This window comes from Paraburkholderia phymatum (assembly GCF_038900715.1).
GTDB lineage: Bacteria > Pseudomonadota > Gammaproteobacteria > Burkholderiales > Burkholderiaceae > Paraburkholderia > Paraburkholderia phymatum_A.
Genome location: NZ_JAYMRZ010000118.1, coordinates 1 through 255, shown reverse-complemented (window position 1 = coordinate 255; position 255 = coordinate 1). Strand labels below are relative to the sequence as shown.

Genomic DNA, 255 nt, shown 5'->3' with positions numbered 1-255 from the left:
AGGACCTGCTGAAGGCTTTCGAGATGGTCTGTGCGCTCGGTGAGCACCAGCACATTGCGTCCCTGCGCGTATTGCTCACGGATGGCCGTGGCGATCATGTGTGTGCGCGACGCATCCTGCGCGAGACGCGCGAAGACCTCCTGGATCGGCGCGTCGGCCGTAACATCCACTGCGGCGGTGAGCCTTTGCGGGAACACCTCGAGCATCTGTGGCGCGCTGGTCGGGGATTTCGCTGCATGCCGGATCGGCCCGCAC

The 255-nt window shown here is 65.1% G+C and carries 1 protein-coding gene; it reads right to left on the bottom strand.

Annotation, left to right across the window (positions count from 1 at the left end):
- Window positions 1-206: hypothetical protein (locus VSR68_RS42670; RefSeq protein ID WP_342945394.1), on the bottom strand; the 206-nt coding region annotated here is incomplete at its 3' end.
- Window positions 207-255: the final 49 nt, after the last annotated feature.